This window comes from Catellatospora coxensis, assembly GCF_016862635.1.
Taxonomy (GTDB): Bacteria; Actinomycetota; Actinomycetes; order Mycobacteriales; family Micromonosporaceae; genus Catellatospora; species Catellatospora coxensis.
Window position 1 is genome coordinate 18,544 of sequence record NZ_BONI01000073.1, and the last position, 17,471, is coordinate 36,014.

Annotated in this window: 14 protein-coding genes; 10 read left to right on the forward strand and 4 right to left on the reverse strand. The window is 72.9% G+C overall.

From position 1 onward, the window contains the following. The first annotated feature begins 52 nt into the window (after window positions 1–52). Both Cco03nite_RS32500 and Cco03nite_RS32505 read left to right on the forward strand, forming a co-directional pair. Window positions 53–1,165: a branched-chain amino acid ABC transporter permease gene (locus tag Cco03nite_RS32500; RefSeq protein WP_203697290.1), complete on the forward strand. Its 1,113-nt coding sequence runs from the start codon at window positions 53–55 to the stop codon at window positions 1,163–1,165. Window positions 1,166–1,254: 89 nt separating this feature from the next. Then, a complete protein-coding gene (locus Cco03nite_RS32505; RefSeq protein WP_203697291.1) occupies window positions 1,255–2,532 on the forward strand; it encodes an ABC transporter substrate-binding protein in 1,278 nt (425 codons plus the stop codon). Between the two features lie 132 nt (window positions 2,533–2,664). Here Cco03nite_RS32505 and Cco03nite_RS32510 read toward each other — a convergent pair whose 3' ends face one another. Further along, window positions 2,665–3,885, reverse strand: a complete 1,221-nt coding sequence (locus Cco03nite_RS32510) for an acetyl-CoA C-acetyltransferase (RefSeq protein ID WP_203697293.1) — start codon at window positions 3,883–3,885, stop codon at window positions 2,665–2,667. A 249-nt stretch (window positions 3,886–4,134) separates the two neighbouring features. Here Cco03nite_RS32510 and Cco03nite_RS32515 point away from each other — a divergent pair, with 249 nt between their 5' ends. The 3 genes from Cco03nite_RS32515 (at window position 4,135) to Cco03nite_RS32525 (ending at window position 8,535) form a co-directional block, all read left to right on the forward strand. Next, window positions 4,135–4,848, forward strand: coding sequence for an SDR family oxidoreductase (locus Cco03nite_RS32515; RefSeq protein ID WP_203697337.1), 714 nt, complete (start codon window positions 4,135–4,137; stop codon window positions 4,846–4,848). Between the two features lie 205 nt (window positions 4,849–5,053). After that, window positions 5,054–5,674: a TetR/AcrR family transcriptional regulator gene (locus tag Cco03nite_RS32520; RefSeq protein WP_203697295.1), complete on the forward strand. Its 621-nt coding sequence runs from the start codon at window positions 5,054–5,056 to the stop codon at window positions 5,672–5,674. A gap of 71 nt (window positions 5,675–5,745) precedes the next feature. After that, window positions 5,746–8,535 carry a helix-turn-helix transcriptional regulator gene (locus Cco03nite_RS32525; protein ID WP_239167843.1) on the forward strand — a complete coding sequence of 930 codons (2,790 nt, stop codon included), beginning with the start codon at window positions 5,746–5,748 and terminating at the stop codon, window positions 8,533–8,535. Window positions 8,536–8,616: 81 nt separating this feature from the next. Here Cco03nite_RS32525 and Cco03nite_RS32530 read toward each other — a convergent pair whose 3' ends face one another. From Cco03nite_RS32530 to Cco03nite_RS32540, 3 genes are all read right to left on the reverse strand, one after another. Continuing rightward, a complete protein-coding gene (locus Cco03nite_RS32530) occupies window positions 8,617–9,768 on the reverse strand; it encodes a Zn-dependent alcohol dehydrogenase (RefSeq protein WP_203697299.1) in 1,152 nt (383 codons plus the stop codon). Next, on the reverse strand, window positions 9,765–11,225 hold the full coding sequence (locus Cco03nite_RS32535) for an aldehyde dehydrogenase family protein (protein WP_203697301.1): 1,461 nt from the start codon (window positions 11,223–11,225) through the stop codon (window positions 9,765–9,767). The genes Cco03nite_RS32530 and Cco03nite_RS32535 overlap by 4 nt, the downstream gene beginning before the upstream one ends. Before the next feature lie 195 nt (window positions 11,226–11,420). Continuing rightward, complete coding sequence (locus Cco03nite_RS32540) at window positions 11,421–12,107, reverse strand: TetR/AcrR family transcriptional regulator (RefSeq protein ID WP_203697303.1); 687 nt, start codon at window positions 12,105–12,107, stop codon at window positions 11,421–11,423. 87 nt (window positions 12,108–12,194) lie between these two features. On the opposite strand from Cco03nite_RS32540, the gene Cco03nite_RS32545 reads away from it, so the two are divergent. The 5 genes from Cco03nite_RS32545 to Cco03nite_RS32565 all read left to right on the forward strand — a co-directional run bounded on the left by Cco03nite_RS32545 (window position 12,195) and on the right by Cco03nite_RS32565 (window position 17,352). After that, the gene (locus Cco03nite_RS32545; protein WP_203697305.1) at window positions 12,195–13,343 is read left to right on the forward strand and encodes an acyl-CoA dehydrogenase family protein; all 1,149 of its coding nucleotides are present in this window, start codon (window positions 12,195–12,197) and stop codon (window positions 13,341–13,343) included. A gap of 92 nt (window positions 13,344–13,435) precedes the next feature. After that, window positions 13,436–14,197 (forward strand): 3-oxoacyl-ACP reductase FabG, encoded by a 762-nt coding sequence (fabG, locus tag Cco03nite_RS32550; RefSeq protein ID WP_203697307.1) that lies wholly within the window; start codon window positions 13,436–13,438, stop codon window positions 14,195–14,197. Between the two features lie 22 nt (window positions 14,198–14,219). Beyond that, complete coding sequence (locus tag Cco03nite_RS32555; RefSeq protein WP_203697309.1) at window positions 14,220–15,392, forward strand: acyl-CoA dehydrogenase family protein; 1,173 nt, start codon at window positions 14,220–14,222, stop codon at window positions 15,390–15,392. Then, window positions 15,389–15,820, forward strand: coding sequence for a MaoC family dehydratase (locus tag Cco03nite_RS32560; RefSeq protein ID WP_203697311.1), 432 nt, complete (start codon window positions 15,389–15,391; stop codon window positions 15,818–15,820). The genes Cco03nite_RS32555 and Cco03nite_RS32560 overlap by 4 nt, the downstream gene beginning before the upstream one ends. Next, on the forward strand, window positions 15,817–17,352 hold the full coding sequence (locus tag Cco03nite_RS32565; RefSeq protein WP_203697313.1) for a long-chain-fatty-acid--CoA ligase: 1,536 nt from the start codon (window positions 15,817–15,819) through the stop codon (window positions 17,350–17,352). The genes Cco03nite_RS32560 and Cco03nite_RS32565 overlap by 4 nt, the downstream gene beginning before the upstream one ends. Window positions 17,353–17,471: the final 119 nt, after the last annotated feature.

A 17,471-nucleotide genomic window follows, 5' to 3' on the forward strand; every position in this document is an offset into this window, starting at 1 on the left:
GAATCATGTCGGCAGGAACTCGTGCCGCCGACGAGCGCAGTGAGGAGAAGGCATGAGCGAGCAGACTGTGACCCCGGCCGCGCCCGCGACGGCCCCCGCTCCGCGCCGGGCCCTGGCCCTGCCGGGTTTCCTGAGCCGGTCGACGCTGCTGCGCCACCTGCTGCTCACCGTGCTCGCCGGGGTGGTGCTGTACCTGCTCACCCAGCAGCTCGACCCGTTCCGCAACTTCCAGCTGGCCACCGTCGCCGCCTACCTGTGCGCGACGGCGGGGCTGACGTTGCTGGTCGGCATGAACGGGCAGCTGTCGCTGGGGCACGGGGCGCTGATGGCCGTCGGGGCGTACACCGTGGCGCTGACCCAGAACGCGCTCGCCGACCGGGGAATCACCGGCAACCAGGTGCTGCCGCTGTCGCTGGCGCTGGGGGTGCTGGTCACCATGGCCGCCGGTGCGGTCATCGGGCTGGCCGCCGCCCGGCTGCGCGGGCCGTACCTGGCCGGCGTGACCCTGGCCGTGGCGATCGCGGTGCCCGCCGCGACGGTCACCTTCGACGAGGTCTTCAACAGCGAGCAGGGCCTGTCGGTGGCCGTCGAGCCGCCGCCGCTGTCGCTCGGCCGCTACTTCCCGAACGAGCGCTGGCAGGCCTGGGTGGCGCTGTGCGGCGCGCTGCTGACCATGCTGCTGCTGGCCAATCTGGTGCGCAGCCGGGTCGGGCGCAACCTGCGCGCGGTACGCGACGACGAGGTGGCCGCGCGGCTGTCCGGCATCCACGTGGCCCGTACCCAGGTGCTGGCGTTCGTGGTGAGCGCGGCCAGCGCCGGGCTCGGCGGCGGGCTGATGGCGCTGCTGGCGCAGAGCGTCTCGCCGGGCGCGTTCTCGCTGACCCTGTCGCTGTTCCTGCTGATGGCCGTGGTGATCGGCGGCCTGGGCAGCCTGTCGGGCGCGGTGTGGGGAGCGATCCTGCTCGTGGCACTGCCCGACCTCACCCACGACAGCACGCTGCTGGTCTCCCTGTCGCCCGCGGCGGCGCAGCGGCTGGAGGGCAACCTCCCGCTGGCCGTCTTCGGGCTGACCCTGATCGTCGTGATGATCGCCGCCCCGGGCGGTGTGCAGGGCCTGCTGCGCCGGATCGGCGCGAGGGCCCGGCGGCGGGTGCCTGCCCGCTGATCTCACGGCCGCACCACCGTACCAACCGCTCCACCTCTGTTATATCGATAATCATCAATGTAAGCGTGACGGAAGGACCGGTGTCACTGATGAACGCCCTGACCCGACGCGGGCTCTCGCTCGCCACGGCCGCCGTGCTGCTCACGGCTGTCGCAGCCTGCAGTGAGGACGCGAACACCCCGCCGGCCGAAGTGCCCGGCGTGACCGCGAGCGAGATCGTGATCGGCTCGCACATGCCGCTGACCGGTCCCGCCGCGGCCGGATACTCCGAGATCGCCCCGGCGAGCAAGGCGTACTTCGACTACGTCAACGCCAACGGCGGCGTGCACGGCCGCAAGATCACGTACAAGTTCATGGACGACGGCTACAACCCGGCCAACACCCAGACCGTGGTGCGCAAGCTGGTCCTGGAGGACAAGGTCTTCGCCATCCTCAACGGCCTGGGCACCCCGACCCACACCGGCGTGCTGGACTTCCTGAAGACCAACCGGGTGCCGGACCTGTTCGTCGCCTCGGGCAGCCGCAGCTGGAACCAGCCGGACAAGTACCCGGGCACGTTCGGGTTCAACACCGACTACACCGTCGAGGGCAAGATCCTGGCCACCCACATCAAGGCCACCCACGCGGGCAAGAAGGTCTGCTTCATGGGCCAGGACGACGACTTCGGCCGGGACAGCCTGGTCGGCGTCGAGCAGGTGCTCGGCGCGGGCGCCGTGGTCGCCAAGGAGAAGTACGTCACCAGCAACCAGAACGTCGCCCCGCAGATCGGCGCCCTGAAGGCGGCGGGCTGCGAGGTCGTCGTGCTGGCCACCGTGCCGGGCTTCACCGCGCTGTCCATGGGCACCGCCGCCCGACTCGGCTTCAAGCCGTCGTGGGTCGTGTCGAACGTCGGCTCGGACTACCTGACCCTGTCCAAGGTGCTCGGTGAGGGCAAGGTCCTGCTGGAGGGCATGGTCGGCATCTCCAATCTGCCGTCGCCGGTGGACATGAGCGACCCGTGGACCGCCGCCTTCAAGAAGATCCACGACCAGTACAACAGCGGCGCCCCGTTCAACGGCAACACCGTGTACGGCATGTCGGTGGCGTACCTGTTCGTGCAGTCGCTGCAGGCGGCCGGCAAGGACTTGACCCGGGAGGGCCTGCTCGCGGCGATCGAGAAGGGCGGCTTCAAGGGCCCCGGCCTCGCCCCGTTCCGCTACAGCAAGGACAACCACTCCGGCATGGGCGGCGGCAAGCTCACCAAGGTGACCGCCGGCAACCAGGAGTTCTTCGGCCCCGTCTACGAGACCGACTCCGCCGCCGGCCCGGTCAACGAGTACAAGGAAGAACGCCCCGCCCCCGCCCCCAACACCATCCCGGCAGCCTGACCCCCCTTCCGCGTCGATCATGAACTTATGGCACGGCTCGACGGCGTGTCCTTGCCATAACCTCATGATCAACGCCCGGTGAGCACCGGCCCGGCACGCGCGACGCGTGCCGGGCCGGTGGGGTGGGCGGGGTCAGGAGAGGCGTTCGAGGACCATGGCCATGCCCTGGCCGCCGCCTACGCACATGGTCTCCAGGCCGATGGACTTGTCGTGCCAGGCCAGGGAGTTGAGCAGGGTGGTGGTGATGCGGGCGCCGGTCATGCCGAAGGGGTGGCCGACGGCGATCGCGCCGCCGTTGACGTTGAGCTTGTCCCAGTCGATGCCGAGTTCGGCGGCGCTGGGGACGACCTGGGCGGCGAACGCCTCGTTGATCTCGATGAGGTCGACGTCGCGGATGGACATACCGGCACGGGCGAGGGCCTGCTTGGACGCCTCGACCGGGCCGAGGCCCATGATCTCGGGGGACAGGGCGGACAGTCCGGTGGAGACGATCCGGGCCAGCGGGGTGATGCCGAGCTCGGCGGCCCGGGTGTCGGACATGATGACCAGGGCCGCCGCGCCGTCGTTGAGCGGGCAGCAGTTGCCCGCGGTGACGGTGCCGTCGGGGCGGAACACGGGCGCGAGGCCGGCCAGGGCGGAGCGGGTGACCCCGGCGCGCGGGCCGTCGTCGGTGCTGACCACGGTGCCGTCGGGCAGGGTGACCGGGGTGATCTCGCGCGCCCAGAAGCCGTCCTTGATCGCCTGCTCGGCCAGGTTCTGCGAGCGGCAGGCGAACTCGTCCTGCAGCTCGCGGGAGACGCCCTTGAGCTGGGAGACGTTCTCGGCGGTCTGGCCCATCGCGATGTAGACGTCGGGCAGCTCCCCGTCCTCGCGGGGATCGTGCCAGGCCGGTGCGCCGAGGGCGGCCCGGCGTTCGGTACGCGCCAGCGCGGGCGCGTACAGCTCGTTGCGGGTGCCGGGCATGCCGTCGCTGCGGCCGTTGCCGTAGTGCGACACCGACTCGACGCCGACGGAGAGGAACACGTCGCCCTCGCCGGCCCGGATCGCGTGCAGCGCCATCCGGGTCGTCTGCAGCGAGGACGAGCAGTACCGGTTGACGGTGGTCCCGGGCAGGTGGTCGAAGCCCAGCATGGTGGCGACCACCCGGCCGAGGTTGTGGCCCTGGATGCCGGCGGGCTGGCCGCAGCCGAGCACCAGGTCGCCGATCTCGCGGGGGTCCAGGGCGGGCACCTGGCCCAGGGCCGCGCGCACGATGTCGGCGGCCAGGTCGTCGGGGCGTTTCGTGGCCAGCGAGCCCTTGTTGGCGCGGCCGATGGGGGAGCGGGCCGCGGCGACCACCACAGCTTCAGGCACGGTCGGGTCCTTTCGCGAGTACGGCTATCTTTCTGCACTCAAGCTGCATCTTTCGGTACGGCCCTGTCAATGCCGCGCCAGGTGGGGCATGTCACCATGGCCGTGGTCCGTTGACCGTCCGCGTGGCGGTCCCTAATATCAGCACTGCTAGTGCAACTAAGCGTCCTGGATGGAGTCCACGTGACCGCCCTCAACCTCGACGGCGCAGCGGTCGTCGTCACCGGCGCCGGCTCCGGCATCGGCGCCGCGATGGCCCGCCGCTTCACCGCGGCCGGTGCCCGGGTGGTCGTCAACGACCGTGATCCCGCCGCGGCGCAGCGTGTGGCCGCGGAGACCGGCGGGCGGGCCTTCCCCGCCGACGTCACGGACGAGGCGCAGGTAGCCGCGCTGGTGGACTACGCGTGGGAGTCCTTCGGGGCCCTCGATCTGTTCTGCGCCAACGCCGGGGTCGCGCCGCCCGCCGACGGGGCCGGGGCATGGGACCTGGCCTGGCGCGTCAACGTGCAGTCGCACGTGCTGGCCGCGCAGGCGCTGCTGCCGCGCTGGCTGGCCGCCGGAAGCGGCCGCCTGCTGGTGACGGCGTCCGCGGCGGGGCTGCTCACCATGCTCGGCAACGCGCCGTACGCGGTCACCAAGCACGCGGCCGTGGCACACGCGGAGTGGCTGCGGGCCACCTACGCGCATCGCGGGGTCGTCGTGCAGGCGCTGTGCCCGCAGGGTGTGCGCACGCCGATGCTGGAGTCGTCCGGCCCCGGCGGCAGCGTGCTGCTGGACCCGGGCGCGATCAGCGCGGAGGAGTGCGCCGAGGCCGTGGCCGCCGCGCTCGGCGGGGACACCTTCCTGGTGCTGCCGCACGCCGAGGTCGCCGGCTTCTACCAGCGGCGGGCCGCCGACCCGGACCGCTGGCTGCGCGGCATGAACCGGCTGCAGCAAGAGCTCGAACACCGCCTGTCGGCGTCGTGAGGCCGCGGCTGCGGTGCGCTGCGGACATCCGCGCAGCGCGAGCCTGGCCGGGCGTTCGGCGATCCGCCGGGGGCTCGCCTGCCGCCGGTCCGGTGGTGCGGCGCAGACGTGCGGCGGAATCGCCCCCGGGACGGCGCGACTACACTCTGCGTGCACGTTCGGGGAGCACGGCCGGTGGGGCCGTGGCGAGGTTGGCGGGAGTGGCATGAGCAGGACCGGCACCGAGGGCAGGGTCGACGGGCGCACCGCCCGTGCCGAGCGCACCCGGGCCGCCATCGTGGACGCGCACCTCGCGCTCATCACGGAGGGTGACCTGCGGCCGACCGGGGAGCGCATCGCCGAGCGGGCCGGGGTCTCGCTGCGCGCCCTGTGGACCAACTTCTCCGACATGGAGACCCTGTTCGAGGCCAGCGGCGTGCGGGTGCTCGCCCGCCAGGACGCGGCCTACCAGCCCGTGGACCCGTCGCTGCCGCTGCACCGGCGGGTGGAGGAGTACTGCCGCCAGCGGGCCGAGCTGCTGCAGCTGATCGCGCCGATGGCGCGCGCCGCGGCGATGCGCGAGCCGGTCTCGGCGCAGCTGCGCCGCAACCGGCTCAAGCACATCCAGCGGGTACGCGACGAGGTGTCCGTGCTGTTCGCGCCCGAGCTGGAGATGGCCGGCCCGGGACGGGAGCAGCTGCTCGCCGCGCTGATCGCGTCCACCATGTGGCCGGCCTGGTCGATGCTGCTCGACGGGCTCGACCTGGACGTCGACGCGGCCCGCGGCGTCATGGTGCGCACCGTCACCGCGCTGCTGCTCACCGCGATGGCTTCGGGGATGGCATAAGCGGCACGATCCGCGTCTTTCCAAAGCCGTTACTTATAGGTAACACTGTCGGCATGGTAAATGCATCGACAGTGCACATACCAAGGCTGCGCGGCCGTGACCGTGAGCAGCAGGCGATCGCCGAGCTTCAGGCGGGCGCGGCCGGCGGGCTCGGCGCGGCCCTGCTCCTGCACGGCGACCTGGGCGGCGGCAAGACCGCCCTGCTGCGCCATGCGGCGGCCACCGTCCCCGACGGGACCGTGCGCCTGTGGGCCACCGGCTTGGACGAGGAGTCCGACCTGCCGTACGCCGGGCTGCAGAGCCTGCTTCAGCCCGTAGTGGACCGGATCGCGGACCTGCCCGCCCACCAGGCGCGGGCGCTCACCCGCGCGCTGTCCGGCGAGGGCTGCGCCGCGGACGACCGCCTCGCCCTGTCCATGGCGGTGCTCACGCTGCTGGCCGCGCTCGGCCGGGACCACCCCGTGCTGTGCTGCGTCGACGACGCCGACGCGCTGGACCGGTCGTCGCTGGACGCCATCGCCTTCACCGCCCGCCGGATCCACGCGCACCGGGTCACGCTGCTGCTCACCTCCACCGCCGAACTCCCGCTCAACGGCGTGCCCCGCGTCGCGCTGCGCCCGCTGGACCCCGCCTCCGGCCGCGCCATGCTCGCCGACCTCCTGCACGAGTCCGGCCGCGGCGACGACGGCGGTCCGCACCGGACATTCGCCGATTCCGGCATCCGGCCCCGCGTCGGCGACGACGTGCTGGCCGCGCTGGCCGCGCTAGGGGGCGGCAACCCGCGGGCGCTCACCGACCTGGCCGCCTCGCTCAGCGACAGCCAGCTCGCCGGGGAGGCCCCGCTGCCCACCCGGCTGCCCGCGGACAGCGCGCTGCTGCGCACGTACCGGGCGCGGCTCGACCGGCTCGCGCCGGACACCCGCTGGCTGCTCCTGCTCGCCGCGGCCGACGAGGAGACCGACGCGGCGGGCCTGATGCGGGCCGCGCACAGCTCCGGGGTGGACATCGCCGCGCTGACTCCGGCCGAACGCGGCGGCCTGGTCCGGGTCAGCCGGGGCGGCATCGTGTTCCCGCAGCCCATCGCCCGCGCGCTGGCGTACGAGGAAGCTCCCCTGGCCCAGCGCCGCGCCGCGCACCTGCACCTGGCGCAGATCCTCGACGCCGACACCGAACGGCTGCGCCGCGCCGTGCACCTGGCCGCCGCCGCGCACGGCCCCGACGCCGAGCTGGCCGAGGAGCTGGAGGAGGCCGCGGCCGACGGCGGCTACTCGCGCGCCTCCACTGCCCTCGAACACGCCGCGTCGCTGACCACCGAACCCGGGGGAGCGGCCCACCGGCTCGTCACCGCCGCCCGGTACGCCTGGCAGTCCGGCAGCGCCGGCCGGGCCCGCAGCCTGCTGCGCCGTGCCCGCCCCGCGGCCCGGGACCGGGCGGTGTCCGCCGAGAGCGAGGTGCTGTCCGGCGAGATCGAGCTGCGTGCCGGGGCCACCGCGAACGCCGCCGAGTCGCTGCTGACCATCGCCGACCGGCTCGCCGGCACCGAACGCGAGCTGGCCGTGCTGGCGCTGATGCGGGCCGGGGAGGCCGTCTGCTTCTCCGGCGACTACCCCCGCTACGCCGAGGTGGCGAGCCGGGCCGCGGCGCTGCGCCGCCCCGACGACCCGCCGGAGCTGGAGGTGGTGTTCGAGCACATCGCCGGGTTCGGGTACACCTTCGGCGGTCGCCACCACCGCGCGATCGGCCCGCTGCGGCGCGTCGTCGAACTGGGCGAGGTCCTGGACACCGCGGCCCCGCTGACCTGCGCCAGCGCCGCGGCGCTGCTGCTGGCCGACGACGTCGGCGCGCACCGGCTCGCCGCCCGCGCGGTCGAGGTCGCCCGGGACAGCGGCGACGTGTCCGCGCTGCCGCTGGCCCTGGAGATGACCGCGTACGCCGAGTACTGGCTCGGCCGCTACGACGCCGCCGCGGCCACCAGCCTGCACGGGCTGCGCGCCGCGCGGGCCTGCGGGCAGGGCAACTACGCCGGGGACCACCAGGCGATGCTGGCCGTGCTGTGCGCCATCCGGGGCGACCGCGAGCAGGCCCTGCGGCACCTCCGCGAGATCGAGGTCGCGCCCGGCACCGGGCAGGTCAACCGCCCCAAGGCGCTCAGCCAGTGGGCCCTGGCGGTGCTCGACCTGATCGCGGGCCGTCCCGCCGACACGGTCGCCCGCATCGCCGCGATCGCCTGCCCGGTCACCGGCCGCGGCCACATCGTGGTGCAGGCGATGGCCACACCGTGGCTGGTCGAGGCGGCGGTCCGGGCCGACGACCGGGAGCAGGCCGTGGCGGCGCTGGCCGGGTTCGACCTGTGGGCGTCGTCCACGGGTGACCCGGTGCGCCGGGCCCTGTCGGCGCGCTGCCACGCGCTGCTCGCCCCGCGCGGCAGCGCCGAGGCCGAGGAGCACTTCCAGCAGGCGCTCGCCCTGCACCTGGCCGGGGAGGCCGATTTCGAGCAGGCCCGCACCGAGCTGCTGTACGGCCAGGAGCTGCGCCGCGCCCGCCGCCCCCGCGACGCCCGCGAGCACCTGCACCGCGCCCTGGAGACCTTCCTGCAGCTCGACGCCCCCGCCTGGGCCGACCAGGCCCGCGCCGAGCTGCGCGCGGCCGGCGAGGCCGTCGACGCCCCCGCCGTACGCGCCGCCGACGTCCTGACGGCCCAGCAACTCCAGATCGCCCGCCTCGTGTGCGACGGCGCCACGAACCGGGAGGTCGCCGCTCAGCTGTTCCTCAGCCCTCGCACCGTCGACCACCACATGCGCAACATCTTCGCGCGCCTCAACATCCGCTCCCGCATAGAACTCGCCAAAGCCCTGACCTGAGCAAAGAAAGGGCACCTTCTTCAACGCTCCGCGTTGAAGAAGGTGCCCTTATTGACATCGTCCCTGCTTTGAGCAGTGGTTTCAGGGGAGGAGGATGACCGTACGCGCGCCCTCGCCGCGGGACATGCGGGCGAAGGCGTCGGGGGACTCGTCCAGGGTGATCTGGTCGGTGATGAGGGCGGCCGGGTCGAGGCTGCCGTCCAGGACCTGGCGGGCCAGGTCGGGGACGTCGCGGTCGGGATCGGAGTTGCCGTACACCGACGAGCGCAGCGTGCGGGCGGAGTGGAAGATGTCGAGCGCGGCGAGGCTGACCATGTCGTCCTTCGCGCCCATGCCGACCACGGTCACCTGGCCGCCGCGCCGGGTGGCCCGCCACGCGGCCCGGATGGTCGCCGAGCGGCCCACGCACTCGAAGGAGTGGTCGGCCCCGCGGCGCTCGGTCAGGCCGCGGACCTGGGCGCTCAGGTCGTCACCCGATACCAGGAAATGGGTCGCCCCGGCGGACAGCGCGAGGTCGCGTTTGGCGTCGGAGACGTCCACGGCGATCAGCGGGTCGGCTCCGGCGGCGCGGGCGGCCATCACGGTGGACAGGCCGACACCGCCGAGTCCGATCACGACCGCCGATTCGCCGGCCCGGACCGCCGCGGTCCGGTGCACCGCGCCGACGCCGGTCAGCACCGCGCAGCCGAGCAGGGCGGCGGTGGCGAACGGCAGCTCGGCCGGCACCGGGATGACGGCGTGGTCGCCGACGACGACCTCCTCGGCGAGCGCGCCGAGCCCCAGCGTGACGTGCAGCGGCTCGCCGTCGGCGGTCGCGCCCCGGGCGGCCGTCGGCGCGCCGGCGGTCTCGCACAGCCAGGGCTGCCCGTTGCCGCAGAACCAGCACCTGCGGCAGGGCGGGGCCCAGTTCAGCACCACGTGGGCGCCGACGGCGACGCTCGCCTCCGGCCCGGCGGCGGTCACCACGCCTGCCGCCTCATGACCCAGCACCAGGGGGTACGGCGGCGCGAGCGTCCCGTTCACCATCGACAGGTCGGAGTGGCAGACCCCGGCGGCGCGGATGTGCACCCGCACCTCCTTCGGGCCGGGTGCGGGGAGCAGGATCGGCTCGATCTCCAGCGGCGCGCCGGGGCCGCGCCAGAGCAGCGCGCGGACCGGCCGGTCGACGGCGGGCCCGGAGCCGGCCGCGGGGGCGGCGTTCGCGTCGGCAGCCGGCGGTGTCGGAGCGGTCATCGCTGGATCGCCTTCGTCTCGAGGAACTCGTCGAAGCCGTGCCGGCCGAGCTCACGGCCGATGCCGGACTGCTTGAACCCGCCGAACGGGGCCAGCGGATTGAATGCGCCGCCGTTCACGTCGACCGCGCCCGTACGCATCCGCCGCGCCACGGCCAGCGCCCGGTCCTCGTCCCCGGACCAGACCGCGCCGGCCAGGCCGTACCGGGAGTTGTTGGCGATGGCGACGGCCTCGTCGTCGGAGTCGAACGGGATCACCACCAGCACCGGCCCGAAGATCTCCTCCTGCGCGACGACGCTGTCGGGGTCCACGTCGGCCAGCACGGTCGCCGCCACGAAGTGCCCCCGGTCCGGCACGGGCGCGTCGAGCCCGCCCGCGATCAGGCGTGCGCCGCCGGCCAGGCCCTGCTCGATGTAGCCGCGTACCGTCGCACGCTGCGCGGCCGAGGCCAGCGGGCCGAGCCGGGTGCCCTCGTCGAACGGGTCGCCGAGGGTCTGCCCGGCGGCGGCCTCGGCGGCGATCGCCAGGGCCTCGTCGTACCGGGAGCGGTGCACGAGCATGCGGGTCCACGCGGTGCAGGTCTGGCCCGAGTTGAGGAACGCGTTGGCGACGCCGGTCTTCACCGCGCGGCGCAGGTCGGCGTCCTCCAGGATCACGTTGGCGGACTTGCCGCCCAGCTCCAGCGCGACCCGCGCGATCCGGTCGGCGGCCAGGTGCGAGATGCGCGCGCCGACGGCGGTGGAGCCGGTGAACGACACGAGGTCCACGTCGGGGTGTGCCGCGATGGCCGCGCCGACCACCGAGCCGGGGCCGGTGACCAGGTTGGCCACGCCCGGCGGCAGCCCGGCCTCGTCGACCGCGTCGAACAGCAGGTATGCCACCAGCGGCGTCAGGTCGGCGGGCTTGAGCACCACCGTGCAGCCCGCGGCGAGCGCCCCGGCGACCTTCGCCATGATCTGGTGCAGCGGGTAGTTCCACGGGGTGATCGCGCCGACGACACCGACCGGCTCGCCGACGATCAGCGAGTTGCCGACGGTGTGCGTGCTCTCCGGCTGCCCGGCCAGCTCGACGTAGCTCTTCAGCACGGTCAGCGGCAGCCCGGCCTGGACCTTCGTGGCGATCTTCATGGGAGTGCCCAGCTCGCGGGCGACCGTGGTGGCGATGTCGCCCGCGCGGGCGGACAGCGCCGCGTGCAGCCGGTCGAGGTGCGCGGCGCGCTCGGCGGGGGCCAGCGCCGACCACGGGCCGAACACGGCCTTCGCGGCGGCCACGGCGCGGTCCACGTCCACGGCGTCACCGGCGGGCACGTGCGCGATGAGCTGCTCGGTGGTCGGGTCCTCGACGGCGATCACGCCGGTGCCGTGCGGGGCGGTCCAGCTCCCGCCGATGTAGAGCTGGGTGCGGTCCGCGATCGGGGTGGTGCGCCCCGGATGCGTCGCCGCGGCTGCCAGGTCCATGCTGTCCCTTCCCATCAGGCGGCGTCGCCCGCGGCGCGGCACCGGACACCGTCCGCGCGGGGCGGGTGACGGCGTCGTCGTGGGCCGCCGGGCAGGGCCGGTCGGTCCGCACGGACCGTGGACCGCCTCAGGTGCGAGGCGGCCGCGTTCCGGTGGCCGCGTAGCGAGCGGCCGGCACGGGGCCGGGCCGCAAAACTAGCGCTGCAAGTTTCGACTGTAGTACGAGTCGGGCCGCGGCTCCAGAGGCGGGAGCGGGCCGACCGTGGCCTCGTACTCCCGGGCCAGCCCGTCGACCAGCGCGTCCAGGCCGAGCGCGAACGCGCCCTCGTCGACGCTGTGCTGGTGCTCGGCGAGGCGGTGGGCCTGGGACAGGTGCGGGTAGTGGGCGGCGTACAGCTCGGGGTCCTCGACGAAGCCGCGCGCGAACGAGCCGAGTGACGAGCCCGCGACCAGGTATCGCATCACCGCGCCGATGTGCGTGGCGCGGGCCGGCGGCCAGCCCGCCTTGACCAGGCCGCCGTACACGGCGTCGGCCATGTGCAGCGCGGCCGGCCGCCGCCCCGGGCCCTGGGCCAGGTACGGGACGATGTTCGGGTGCGCGGTCAGCGCGTCGCGGTAGGAGTGCCCCCACAGCCGCAGCGCGTCGCGCCAGTCGTGCGTGGTGAAGAACGACACGTCCACGCCCGCGATCACCGCGTCGGCGACCGCGTCCAGGATCGCGTCCTTGGTGGGGAAGTGGTTGTACAGCGACGGCCCGCGTACGCCCAGCTCGGCGGCCAGCCGCCGGGTGGAGAAGGCGGCCAGGCCGTCGGCGTCGATCATCGCGGCGGCGGTCTCCACGATGCGCTGCCGGCTCAACAGGGCCTGGCTGGGCCGGGGCATGTGCGGGTCTCCTTCGCTCGGTGCTGCCGGAAACTCTGCCACAGCGAGGTCTGGACGAGATAAAACTTTCACCGCTAGTTTAAAGCGGTGGACATGACACTGTCGCCGGAACACGCCGCGGTCCGCCGCCTCGCCGCCGAGTTCGTCGATCGCGAGGTCGTGCCGCACGCGGCCGAGTGGGACCGGCGCGAGAGCGTCGAGCGCACCGTGGTCAAGCAGCTCGGCGAGCTGGGCTTCCTCGGCCTGACCGTCGCCGAGGAGCACGGCGGCAGCGGCGGCGACCACCTGGCGTACTGCCTGGTCCTGGAGGAGCTGGGCCGCGGTGACTCGTCGGTGCGCGGGCTGGTGTCGGTGTCGCTGGGGCTGGTCGCGAAGAGCATCGCGCGGCACGGCACCGCCGCGCAGCGGGAGCGGTGGCTGCCCGGCCTGTGCGGCGGGGACCTGCTGGGCTGCTTCGCGCTGACCGAGCCGGGCACCGGGTCCGACGCGGCGTCGCTGACGACGCGGGCGGTCCGCGACGGCGAGGACTGGGTGCTCACTGGCTCGAAGATCTTCATCACCAACGGGACCTGGGCCGATGTCGCGCTGGTCTTCGCCCGTACGGGCGGGGACGGGCCGCGGGGCATCAGCGCGTTCCTGGTGCCGGCGGACACGCCGGGGCTGACCCGGCGGGAGATCCACGGCAAGCTCGGGCTGCGCGGGCAGCCGACGGCGGAGCTCGTGTTCGACGGGGTGCGGGTGCCGGCCGACGCGCTGCTCGGCGAGGAGGGGCGCGGGTTCCATCTCGCCATGTCCACGCTGGACAAGGGGCGGATGTCGGTCGCGGCGGGGTGTGTGGGCATCGCGCAGGGGTGCCTGGACGCGGCCGTCGAGTATGCGAAGACCCGCACCCAGTTCGGCAAGCCGATCGCGGCGTACCAGCTGGTCCAGCAGTTGATCTCGGATGTCGCGGTGGACACCGCGGCGGCCCGGCTGCTGGTGTGGCGGGTCGCCGACCTGATCGACCGCGGGTTGCCGTACGCGACCGAGGCGTCGATGGCGAAGCTGTTCGCCAGCGAGGCGGCCGTGCGCGCCGCGAACAAGGCGCTGCAGGTGTTCGGCGGGTACGGCTACGTCGACGAGTACCCGGTCGGCAAGTACCTGCGCGACGCCCGTGTCACCACCCTCTACGAGGGCACCAGCCAGATCCAGCAGTTGTTGATCGGCCGCGCCCTCACCGGCGTGAACGCGTTCTGAAAGTCCAGCTCAGACAGGTTGAGGCGTTAAGAAGGGCACCTTCCCCTACGTATGGCGATGTGAAGGTGCCCTTCCTTTCCAAGGAGGGGTTTATGAGCAGCAGGTTCGGTGGGCGGGTCGCGATCGTGACCGGCGGGGCACAGGGGATCGGGGCGGCCACGGCGCGGCGGCTGGCCTCGGAGGGGGCGACGGTCGCGGTCGTCGACCTCAGTGCCGAGAGGAGTGAGGCGCTGGCGAAGGAGATCTCGGCGAGTGGGGGCACGGCCGCCGGATACGGGTGCGACGTGACCGACGAGGCGGCGGTGCACGCGATGACCGAGCAGGTGGTGGCGGATCACGGGCGGCTGGACATCCTGGTCAACAACGCGGGGATCACGCGGGACGATCTGCTGTTCAAGATGAGCGCGGCGGACTGGCACGCGGTGCTGAACACGAATCTGACCAGCATGTTCTACTGCTGCCAGGCGGCGCAGAAGCACATGGTGGCGGGGAAGTACGGCAAGATCGTCAATTTGAGCAGCCGGTCGGCGCTGGGGAACCGGGGGCAGGTCAACTACGCGGCGGCGAAGGCGGGCGTGCAGGGGTTGACGGCGACGCTGTCGATCGAGCTGGGGCCGTTCAACATCTGCGTCAACGCGGTCGCGCCGGGGTATGTGGCCACCGCGATGACCGCCGCCACCGCCGAGCGGGTCGGGTCGAACGCTGAGGACCACCAGAAGTGGGCCGCCGAGCACACGCCGCTGCGCCGGGTCGCCCAGCCCGAGGAGATCGCGTCCGTGGTGGCGTTCCTGGCCAGCGACGACGCGTCGTTCGTGACCGGGCAGACCCTGTACGTCAACGGCGGCGCACGCTAACCACCAGCAGAAAGGCACCACAGTGGACTTCTCGCTCGACGACGAGCAGCGGGCGATCCGGGACACCGCGCGGGCGTTCATCCGCAAGGAGGTCGTCCCGCTCGAACACGAGCTGCTGCGCCGTGAACGCGCCGGGCAGCCCGGCATCGAGCGCTCCGAGCTGCGCGAGCTGCAGCTCAAGGCGCGCAAGTTCGGCTTCTGGGGGCTGGCCACGCCGGCCGAGCACGGCGGCATGGACCTGCCCGCGCTCATGCAGTCGCTGATCTGGACCGAGGTCGGGCACACCCTGGTGCCGTTCCGGTTCGGCGGCGAGGCCGACAACATCCTCTTCCACGCCGACAGCGCCCAACAGGACGAGTACCTCAGGCCCACCATCGAGGGCGAGCGCGTCTCCTGCTTCGCCATCACCGAGCCGGGCGCGGGCTCCGACGCCGCGAACATCAAACTCTCCGCCCGCCAGGACGGCGACGACTGGATCCTCAACGGCGAGAAGACGTTCATCACCAACGGCAACGACGCCGACTTCGCCATCGTGGTCGCGGTGACGGACAAGGACAAGGGGGTACGCGGCGGCGGCACTACCGCGTTCCTGGTGGACCGGGAGATGGGCTGGCGGTCGGAGTTCATCGCCACGATGGGCCCCGGCGGTCCGGCGTCACTGGTGTTCGACGACGTGCGGGTGCCGTCGCGCAACATCCTCGGGGAGCTCGGGCAGGGCTTCGAGCTGGGGATGAAGTGGATCGGCAAGGGTCGCTACATCATCCCGTCGCACGCGCTCGGCATCGGCGAGCGGGCCCTGCAGATGGCCGTCGACTACGCCAACACCCGGGTCACCTTCGGCAAGCCGATCGGCGAGAACCAGGCCATCCAGTGGATGATCGCCGACGCGGAGACCGAGCTGGAGGCCGCGCGCTGGCTGGTGCTGCGCGCCGCGTGGACCGTCGACCAGGGCATGGACCCGCGGCACTCGTCGTCGATGGCGAAGCTCTACGGCGCCGGGATGATCAACCGGTTGGTGGACCGGGTCATGCAGATCCACGGCGGCATGGGCTACACCCGCGAGCTGCCGATCGAGCGCTGGTACCGGCAGGTGCGGCTGCTGCGCATCTACGAGGGCACCGACGAGATGCAGCGCCTGATCATCTCGCGGGACCTGCTGCGCGGGTACACGAAGATCGGGGGGCATCTGGCATGAGGGTGTTCGCGTCCGCCCAGGAGTTGGCCGCCGCGGTCGGCCAGTGCATCGGCCCGGGGCCCTGGCAGCGCGTCGACCGGTCGCGGGTGGACGCGTACACCGACGCCACCGGCGGCGTCGACTGCGTCGGCATCGGGGCGGCCACGCCCGGCTGGCTGACCCTGTCGATGCTGCCGCTGCTGGTCCGCGACGTGTACCGGTTCGACAACGTGCGCCTCGGCGTCAACTACGGGGTGAACCGGGTCCGCTTCCCGGCCCCGATCCCGGTCGGGGCGCAGGTGCGCCTCACCGCCCGCATCGCCGAGGTCGAGCCCGTCGACGGCGGCGTGCAACTGGTCGCCCAGCTCACCGTCCGCGCCGACGGCGAGGACAAGCCCTGCTGCGTGGCCGAGACCGTCAGCCGTATCTACTTCGAGGAGGAGCAGTGAGCACGCTTTCCCTGGCCGCCGTCCTGGCCGAGGCCGCGCGCCGCCATCCCGCCAAGACCGCCGTGGTCGACGCGTTCGGCCGGGAGACCTACGCCGACCTGTGGCGGCAGGCCCTCGCCTACGCCGCGGGGCTGCGCGAGCTCGGTGTCCGGCCCGGTGACGCCGTCGCGCTGGTCTGCCCGAACGTCACCGACTTCCCGCGCGCCTACTACGGCATCCTCGCCGCGGGCGGTGTCGTCGTCCCGGTGCACCTGCTGCTCACCCCGGCCGAGGCGGCGTACGTGCTGCGCGACAGCGGGGCGAAGCTCGTCGTCTGCCACAGCGGCATGCTCGCCCTGGGCGCGCCCGCCGCGGCTGAGGCCGCAGTGCCGGTCGTCAGCGTCGGCCCGCGCCCCGACGAGGGCGGCCCGGAACGGCTGGAGCAGGTCAGCTCCCGGGTCCCGGCGCTGCGCTCGTACGAGACCCGCTACCCGAACGACCCGGCGGTGATCTTCTACACCAGCGGGACCACCGGCAAGCCGAAGGGCGCCGTGCTCACCCACCTCAACCTGGTGATGAACGCGACCGTCAACACCTTCGACGCCAACGACGCCAAGCAGTCCGACATCGTCCTCGGCTGCCTGCCGCTGTTCCACACGTTCGGGCAGACCGTCGGCATGAACGGCGCCTTCCGCATCGGGGCCACCCTGGTGCTGCTGGCCCGGTTCACCGGTGAGGCGGCGATCGACCTGATGGTGCGGGAGAAGGTCGACGTCTTCCACGGCGTGCCCACCATGTACATCGGCCTGCTGGAGGCCGCCGCGGGCCGCGCCGAGCTGCCCGCGCTGCGGATCTGCATCTCCGGCGGGGCGTCGCTGCCGGTCGCGGTGCTGGAGCGCTTCAACGCCGCGTTCCGGACCACGGTCTACGAGGGCTACGGGCTGTCGGAGACGTCGCCCAGCGCCACCACCAACCAGCCGCACTTCGGTGTACGCGCCGGCACCGTCGGCCATGCCCTCTGGGGCGTCGAGGTCGAGGTCGCCCGCGCCGAACTCGACGAGCGCGTCGAGCTGCTCGGCCCGGACGAGCTGGGCGAGATCGTCATCCGCGGCCACAACGTGTTCGCCGGCTACCTCGGCAACCCCGCCGCGACCGAGCAGGCCCTGGTCGACGGCTGGTTCCGCACCGGCGACCTGGGCACCAAGGACGCCGAGGGCTTCGTGTCCATCGTGGACCGCAAGAAGGACATCGTCATCCGCGGCGGCTTCAACGTGTACCCCCGCGAGGTCGAAGAGGTCCTGGCCCGGCACCCCGCCGTGGAACTGGTCTCCGTCATCGGCGTGCCCGACGACACCCACGGCGAGGAGATCTGCGCCGTCGTCGTCCTGCGCCCCGACACCGACCCGGTCACCGAGGAAGCCCTCATCACCTGGTCCCGCGACCAGCTCGGCAAGCACAAGTACCCCCGCCAGATCCGCTTCCTCCCCGAACTCCCGATGGGCCCCAGCCACAAGATCCTCAAACGCGAACTCCGCCGCCTCCTCGCCGACTGAGGGCAAAAGGAAGGGCACCTTCTTATCGCTTCGCGATGTAGAAGGTGCCCTTCTTAACTTCTGCCGTAGGTTTTCCAACCCGTGCGCCGTACGCCGCCGTGTAGGTGGGGCGGAAGGTC